A 6,895-nucleotide genomic window follows, 5' to 3' on the forward strand; every position below is an offset into this window, starting at 1 on the left:
AAAGTTACTGCGAAAACCAGGGAGAGAAGCGCTCAAACACGCTGTCAAAGCAACGCTGTGAAATCAACAAAGTGCTACACAAGAGCGTACTCAAAAAATCGGTCCGTTTTGCATCGAATCTGGTTTCACCCACAGTTGAATCGATCTAGACCGACTTACAGGCCTCGAGGACCAGTTCTGGTTCGTCGACGAGTTCGTGAATCGTGTGTGCACCCTTCCCCTGGCCACGCCCCTTCCGTGTCTGCTCGATAATCGAGAGAAACGATAATTCACTCAGGAGTTCCCGAACGCGTCGGATTCGGAGTGGATCTGTTCCGTCCTGCTGACAGAGCACTTCGTACGTCGAGTAGATGTCCGACGTCGGGATTGCGGGCTCTTCGGTTTCGGCCCGCTGTATCTGAAAAGCGAGTGCTTGGAGCAGTAACTTCGAGTGGGGCGGCTGTTTCGAGATGAGTTCTGCCAACCGGTTTTTCTCCTCGCGGGTATGTGCTTTCGTGACGTGTTCGTCGGTCACCGTTTCGGCACCCTCTTCGTCGGCGATCTCGCCGGCATAGCGCAGAATATCGATCGCCTTCCGGGCGTCGCCGTGTTCTTTCGCAGCCAGCGCCGCGACCCGCGGAATTACGGCCTCCTCGACGACACCGTCCTGAAATGCATCCATCCGTGATTTGAGGATCGCTCGGAGTTGGTTCGCGTCGTACGGTGGAAAAACGAAATCCTGCTCGCCGAGACTGGACTTGACCCGCTCGTTCAGTTCGTCCTTGTATCGGATCTTGTTACTGATCCCGATAATACCGAGCGTGCTATCCTCGAGTTTTCCAGCTTCGACAGCTCGGGACAGTTGCAGCAAGATGTTGTCGTTGTCGATCTTGTCGATCTCATCGAGAATCACGATTCCGACATCATAGCGAGCATCGAGTACATTCCAGAGGCGTCGGTAGTATTCTCCCGTACTCAGACCGGTCGACGGAATCGAGATGCCCGTTTCGGATTCATCGTTGAGGCTGCGTGCGATAGCACGGATCGCTTGCGTTTCGGTTCCGTGCTGGAGACAGTCGATATACGCGGCACCGACCATGACGTCGTTCTCCGACGCGCTCATTCGCAGATCTTCGGTTATGTACTTCGAGCAGAGCGACTTCCCCGTCCCGGTTTTTCCGTAAATGAGAACGTGATTCGGAGTCTGGCCATGAACTGCATCCTTGAGCGCCTGTGCGAGGTTGTTGAGTTCCTCTTCTCGGCCGATGATCCGATCGCCCTCGACGAGATGAGAAATTCGGAGCAAGTCCTTGTTCGCAAAGATGCGATTTTGATCGTTGAAGAAGGACTCTCTACCTGACATACGCTGAAAATGTAGGACAGGCTACTTAACCTTTGCCAACCGTAATTCCGTTGTAAGCACCCCAAGATGCTAATGTAAATGACGTAGATCAAGACTTCAGTGGTTCTAGGTTGTGTTTTATAGACCAGAGTGCCGCTGTAATGTCCTCGAAGTGCCAATGTAATACGGGAGAACAGATGGCGACTACCCCGGGATGCCGATGGAGTGAATTCGTCTGAGATCGGTTCATACGGACACACCCCCCTCGGAGTGCCGATGTAAATCCACTGATAACGGGGAGGAGAAACGCTGGAGTGGTTGGTCAGGAGTATCCGAGATAGCCAGGACTATCGGTCAAATAGGCAAAGAACCGATTAAATGAGAACGTTCGCTTCAGTTGGACGAGTTGTGACTAAGTCCACAACAAAATTATCGTGATCTACCTATGACCAATAACACAGACATAGTATTTATATTCTTTGGAGAGTGTCGTTCAATCGAAGTTTAGTAGTTTCGTATTCTTAAGTACGAGACCTGTGGGCGGCATTTTTGAGAGATTTACATCGGCACTGTGGGGTGTGTATCAGCTCCGGACATACTCAGGCGTCTCAGACACGCCTGGTTGTCGGTATCGATTCTGCCGAGAACAAGGATTGCGTCAGTGTTCGGGGTGGAAACGTCGGTAATGCTGGCGCGCCAAGTTCACTCGAACTCCGGCTCCCGTTCCTCCACGAACGCTTCCATTCCCTCCCGTTGATCCGGCGTCCCGAACAGACTCGCGAAGGCCCGTTTCTCGTACTCGAGGCCGCTCGTCTGCGACCCCTCGTGGCGCTGGTTGAGCGCTTGCTTCGCGGCGCGCATCGCCACGGCCGGCTTCGCCGCCAACCGCGAGGCCAGTTCGTCGACGGTCTCCTCGAGATCCTCATCCGCCACAACCTCGCCGAAAAGCCCGGCCTCCGCGGCGGACTGGGCGTCTAAGCGTTCGCCGAGGAAGATCATCCGGCGGGCGGTCTCGTCGCCGACCAGTTCGGGCAGGCGCTGGGTGGCGCCCCAGCCGGGGATAATCCCCAGATCGATCTCCGTGTTGCCGATGACGGCCGACTCGCCGGCCACGCGCAGGTCGCAGGCGATGGCCATCTCGCAGCCGCCGCCGAAGGCGTAGCCGTTGACGGCGGCGATCGTCGGCGCCGGGAACGCCTCGAGTGCGTCGGCGACGTCGTGGCCGAGTTCGCCCCACTCCTGGCCCTCCGCGGTCGAGAGGTCTCGCATGTAGCCGATGTCGGCCCCGGCGATGAACGCGTCGTCGCCGGCACCCGTCAGGATCAACGCGCGGGCGTCCTCGTCCGCGGCTTCGGTGATCGCTTCTCCCATCGCCTCGAGCGTGTCGACGTTGAGCGCGTTCAGCGCCTCGGGTCGGTCGACGGTTAGCGTTGCAATGTCGTTGTCCCACTCGAGTTCGACGGTTTCCCAGGACATGCGGGCGGGTTCGTCGGCAGAGGTGAAATCCCTTGGCACAGAGGCAGGATGGTATCTGTCCCAGAGAACGGATGGCGGCGCCACCCGACGGAATCGTCCGTCAGTCCGCAACCGTACCCGCCACATCTTTCCTCGAGCGACCCGTACCCCTCGCTATGGAACGCACAACGTTTGGCGGCGGCTGTTTCTGGTGCATCGAAGCGGTCTTCGAGGAACTCGAGGGCGTCGAATCGGTCACCTCCGGCTACGCCGGCGGCCACACCGAGAACCCCACGTACAGGGAAGTCTGCTCCGGTCGGACGGGACACGCCGAAGTTGTCCAGCTCGAGTACGACCTCGACGAGATCGCCTACGCGGACTTACTCGAGGTCTTCTTCTCGGTCCACGACCCGACGACGAAGGACCGAGAGGGGCCGGACGTCGGCTCCCAGTACCGGTCGGCGATCTACGCCCACGACGACGAGCAACTCGAGACCGCGCGGGCGTTCGTCGAGGAACTCGAGGCGGAGGGGCTCTACGAGGGGATCGTGACGGAAATCGAGCCGCTCGAGAGGTTCTACGAGGCGGAGGAGAAACACCAGAATTACTTCGAGAAGAATCCGAACGACGCCTACTGTCGGATGCACGCGGCGCCGAAAGTCGAGAAGGTCCGCGAGAAGTTCGCGGAGAACGTCGCCGCACAGCGATAGCAGCAGTTGGCAATCTGATTTTGTCGTTCGGAGCACGCTCGAAACTCGCGTTCAGTATCGTGAGAGCGTTCCCAGTAACTCGTTGGTGAGTGCGTTTCCAGTAGCTCCGCGGTCTCAAACGGATTGCCGGGGCGTTCCTGCCGTCGGCAAGGAGCAATCGAGTGGAGTCGTTGCCGTCAGCGTCCATGACACGTCGATCCGTCAGCCAGTAATATCCTGTTTATACCGCCGAAATAGATTGGTTGCGGCAATTTCGCCGCTCATCCGCTCTCCACAGACATTATATGTTTCCGTCTAAATAGCACCAATCTAGTTCCCAATTAAACACTAAACAAATTACAATATGTCATTTTTATACTTCTAAGAGCAGAAAATTTATGTCGGAAACGCGGGGTTGCCAGAATGCATGTCGAAGAAACCCCGCACTACTGAACGCGATCACCCCTCCACCGCCGAGCGTAACTCGGTATTAACGCGCCGTTCGTGCATGCGATCTATCGCCGGCGCCGCCGCAGCGATCACTGGGGGTGCCGCCGTCGGGACTGCGAGTGCCGACGACGACTACGAGGTCATCGAGGCCACCGGACAGACGATCACGATCGGAGAGGGAGAGACCCTCGAGAACAAATTGGTCGACCTCACCGACGGTGGCTCGCTCACCCTGCTCGTTGAGGGTGGTGACTCGACGATCCGGAACGTCGGGTTCGACGGGCTGTACCGGGGTTCCGAATTCCAGTTGTCGATCGCTGCCCCGAGCGGTGACGTACTCATCGAGAATCTTTATCTCGGCGACGGCGCCACGAAAGAGGGCGAGGGCTTCGTCCACGGCCCGGGCGCAGTTTTCTATCACAACGACGCCGCCTGTGATGTCACGTTCCGTTACTGCAACGTGCAAGGCTATCCCAACAACGGCTTTTACTGTTCCAACACGGCCAGCGGTGGGTCGGTCATGTTCGAGAACTGTTACGCGAAGAACAACGGTGTCGCCACCTACCGCTGTGGCGGCGCGAACGACGCGATCAGGAACTCCGTCGCGTACAACGACGACACCGACTATGGCCCCGGCTACGGCGGCTACACTGAAACCAACGGTCGTCCCGTCTGGTCCTCGGGTCTAATCACGATCGAAGACTCCGACTTCGCCGGCGGCGACTATCCCCACGCGCTCGTCTCACATCAGGGAGGAACGATCGAGTTCGACTCCGGTGCCGTCAGCGGCGGGATGGAGGGATCCGTACAGACCGGCGATGTCGGCGACGATCCGGACCTCTCGATTCCGGACGGTGTCCCCACGACCGCCGAAGAGGCCGCAAGCGGTGCCGCGACCGACGGCGTAGATACAAACTGACGCCGATCCCGCCCTGAATACGCTTCCCTCCGCTCGGCTTGTTCTCGCAGCCAGTCTCGAATTTGGGCGACTGACGCGGAGACGTTACGGAGCATTTCGAGCGAACGAAATAGTTCGCCTGACGCACTTTCTACCGAACGCAGTGAGAGTTCCGCGAGCCACCCGACTCGTGGTCGTTCACTCTCTCGAGATACAATCGGTGAGAGGCCGGCGTACCACCCATTCGAATCGGAATCTATCATGTTGCCGGGTCGCGACACGCCGGCGAAAGCACCGTTGACCTTCAGCAGATGGCAGCGTAGCTATCGCAGTCCACAGAATGGCGCTCTATCTGAAACTGAAACGCGGGTGTACCACGAACAGGTTCGAGGAATCCGGCGTCACCCCGATCGGCGTGCCGACGGTCGGCGACCGACTCTCCGAACTGCTGTCGGCGGTGACGGTGCACCCGAGGTCGTTGACACCGTCAACGTTCGAGAGTTTCTTACGGCGAAACGTCGCGTCGTTGGCCATGGGGTCGTATTCGGTCGCAGCGCGTTTCTCCATACCGTGTCACCGAACCAGACGATCGTCTTCGATCGACACTCTGGAATATCTGAATAGTGGGGGCGAATATCCACCCAATTGTATGGTCAAACCGAAACAAATATCCAATAAACTCTCTATTCACGAGTATTTCTATACAAATGAGTCAACAAACTTCGTCAGGAATGATTAACTAATACACATGTCGGCCAGAGTTCGTTTGTGATCTCCGAACAAGAAATCCTGCTCACGGGCGCCGGCTCTGTCGGGCAATCACTGATTCCGCGACTGCTCGAACGGCACCCAACGCGGCTTCGGGTGCTTGACAACGACGAGTCCAGACTTGCGAAGCTGCGAGCGCAGTTCGACGATCCTCGGCTGGAGTTTCTCGTCGGTAATGTCAGGGACGGCGACTGCCTCGAGCGAGCGATGACGGGGTTCGACGACGTCATCCACACGGCGGCAATGAAACACGTCGACGTCTGCCAGTACGATCCGTACGAGGCCGTCAAGACGAACGTCGTCGGGGTCCAAAACGTCGTCGACGCAGCCGTCGATGCGAACGTCGAGCGGCTCGTCTTCACCAGCAGCGACAAGGCGGTCAATCCCGCAAACGCGATGGGGACGACCAAACTCCTCAGCGAGCAGCTCGTCGCAGCTCATCGCGCGCGCGCTGATCACGACCTCCGACTCGCCTCCGTCCGGTTCGGAAACGTCATCAACTCCTCGCAGTCCGTGGTTCCGCGGTTCGCCGAGCAGATCCGATCGGGGGGACCGGTAACGCTAACCGACGAGCGGATGACTCGGTTCTTCCTCACGTACGACGACGTCTTCGATCTGGTCTCGCAGTCGCTCGAGCGGGCTTACGGGGGAGAGATTTACGTCTACAAGATGCCGGCCATCCGGATTGTCGACCTGGCGAACGCCATGATCGAGGCAATCGCGCCCCAGTACGGCTACGACTCTGAAGAAATCGAGATCGAACTGATCGGACGCCGACCGGGCGAGACGTTCCACGAGGAGATCATGACGGATCGAGAAGTTGATCGAGCGCACGAGACCGACTCGCTGTACGCGATCCGGCCGGAATCGGTGGGTGACGAACGCGGTGACGGACTCGAGGAGTTTACGTCTGCGACGGATGTCGTTCGTTCGTCGGGCGACGCCGAGAAGTTGACTCAGACCGAGATCGTTTCGTTACTCCGGGAGTCCGGACTGGACGGACTACTGGATGACGAACCGCCGGCCGAGGCTCGGGCCCCAGCTTCGCCCAGCGTTGACGGAACGTTACCCAGCGGATAACAACGCTCTGTGAGAATTTTCATGGGTGATACAGACCGATAGCGCATACCTCCGTCTTCAGGCGAAGGTCAAGCGGTAGGCCCGGCTCGACATCTGCCATCGATGGCCAAACTGGATTTCCATCGTAACCATTTTGGTGTGGCCATGCATAACATGGAGTGCTACGAATACCGTGAGATGCCGTCCCCGAACCACAAGGGGTGGCGAACCAGCGGTGGTTCGCACGGCGATGAC

Annotated in this window: 5 protein-coding genes and 1 pseudogene; 3 read left to right on the forward strand and 3 right to left on the reverse strand. The window is 58.2% G+C overall.

Annotated elements, in window-relative coordinates; genetic code table 11:
* Positions 1-145 precede the first annotated feature (145 nt).
* Both C493_RS21495 and C493_RS21500 read right to left on the reverse strand, forming a co-directional pair.
* Positions 146-1,342: a Cdc6/Cdc18 family protein gene (locus tag C493_RS21495; protein WP_049889571.1), complete on the reverse strand. Its 1,197-nt coding sequence runs from the start codon at positions 1,340-1,342 to the stop codon at positions 146-148.
* Positions 1,343-2,023: 681 nt separating this feature from the next.
* Positions 2,024-2,797 (reverse strand): enoyl-CoA hydratase/isomerase family protein, encoded by a 774-nt coding sequence (locus C493_RS21500; RefSeq protein ID WP_007261613.1) that lies wholly within the window; start codon positions 2,795-2,797, stop codon positions 2,024-2,026.
* Between the two features lie 155 nt (positions 2,798-2,952).
* Between C493_RS21500 and msrA the strand changes: the two genes are divergently transcribed.
* Both msrA and C493_RS21510 read left to right on the forward strand, forming a co-directional pair.
* On the forward strand, positions 2,953-3,486 hold the full coding sequence (gene msrA, locus C493_RS21505; RefSeq protein WP_007261614.1) for a peptide-methionine (S)-S-oxide reductase MsrA: 534 nt from the start codon (positions 2,953-2,955) through the stop codon (positions 3,484-3,486).
* A 487-nt stretch (positions 3,487-3,973) separates the two neighbouring features.
* Positions 3,974-4,816: pseudogene (locus C493_RS21510) on the forward strand (hypothetical protein); the annotation flags it as partial.
* Between the two features lie 345 nt (positions 4,817-5,161).
* Here C493_RS21510 and C493_RS21515 read toward each other — a convergent pair.
* Entirely contained in the window at positions 5,162-5,380 is a 219-nt protein-coding gene (locus C493_RS21515; protein ID WP_007261616.1) for a hypothetical protein, read from the reverse strand.
* 201 nt (positions 5,381-5,581) lie between these two features.
* On the opposite strand from C493_RS21515, the gene C493_RS21520 reads away from it, so the two are divergent.
* The gene (locus tag C493_RS21520; RefSeq protein ID WP_007261617.1) at positions 5,582-6,661 is read left to right on the forward strand and encodes a polysaccharide biosynthesis protein; all 1,080 of its coding nucleotides are present in this window, start codon (positions 5,582-5,584) and stop codon (positions 6,659-6,661) included.
* Positions 6,662-6,895 lie beyond the last annotated feature (234 nt).

Origin of the sequence: Natronolimnohabitans innermongolicus JCM 12255 (assembly GCF_000337215.1) — an archaeon.
GTDB classification, from domain to species: domain Archaea; phylum Halobacteriota; class Halobacteria; order Halobacteriales; family Natrialbaceae; genus Natronolimnohabitans; species Natronolimnohabitans innermongolicus.

What these genes read in the sequence shown, in the direction of transcription:
- C493_RS21515 (WP_007261616.1), bottom strand. Translation starts at nt 5,380, where the DNA reads ATGGAGAAACGCGCTGCGACCGAATACGACCCCATGGCCAACGACGCG.
- C493_RS21500 (WP_007261613.1), bottom strand. Translation starts at nt 2,797, where the DNA reads ATGTCCTGGGAAACCGTCGAACTCGAGTGGGACAACGACATTGCAACG.
- msrA (WP_007261614.1), top strand. Translation starts at nt 2,953, where the DNA reads ATGGAACGCACAACGTTTGGCGGCGGCTGTTTCTGGTGCATCGAAGCG.
- C493_RS21495 (WP_049889571.1), bottom strand. Translation starts at nt 1,342, where the DNA reads ATGTCAGGTAGAGAGTCCTTCTTCAACGATCAAAATCGCATCTTTGCG.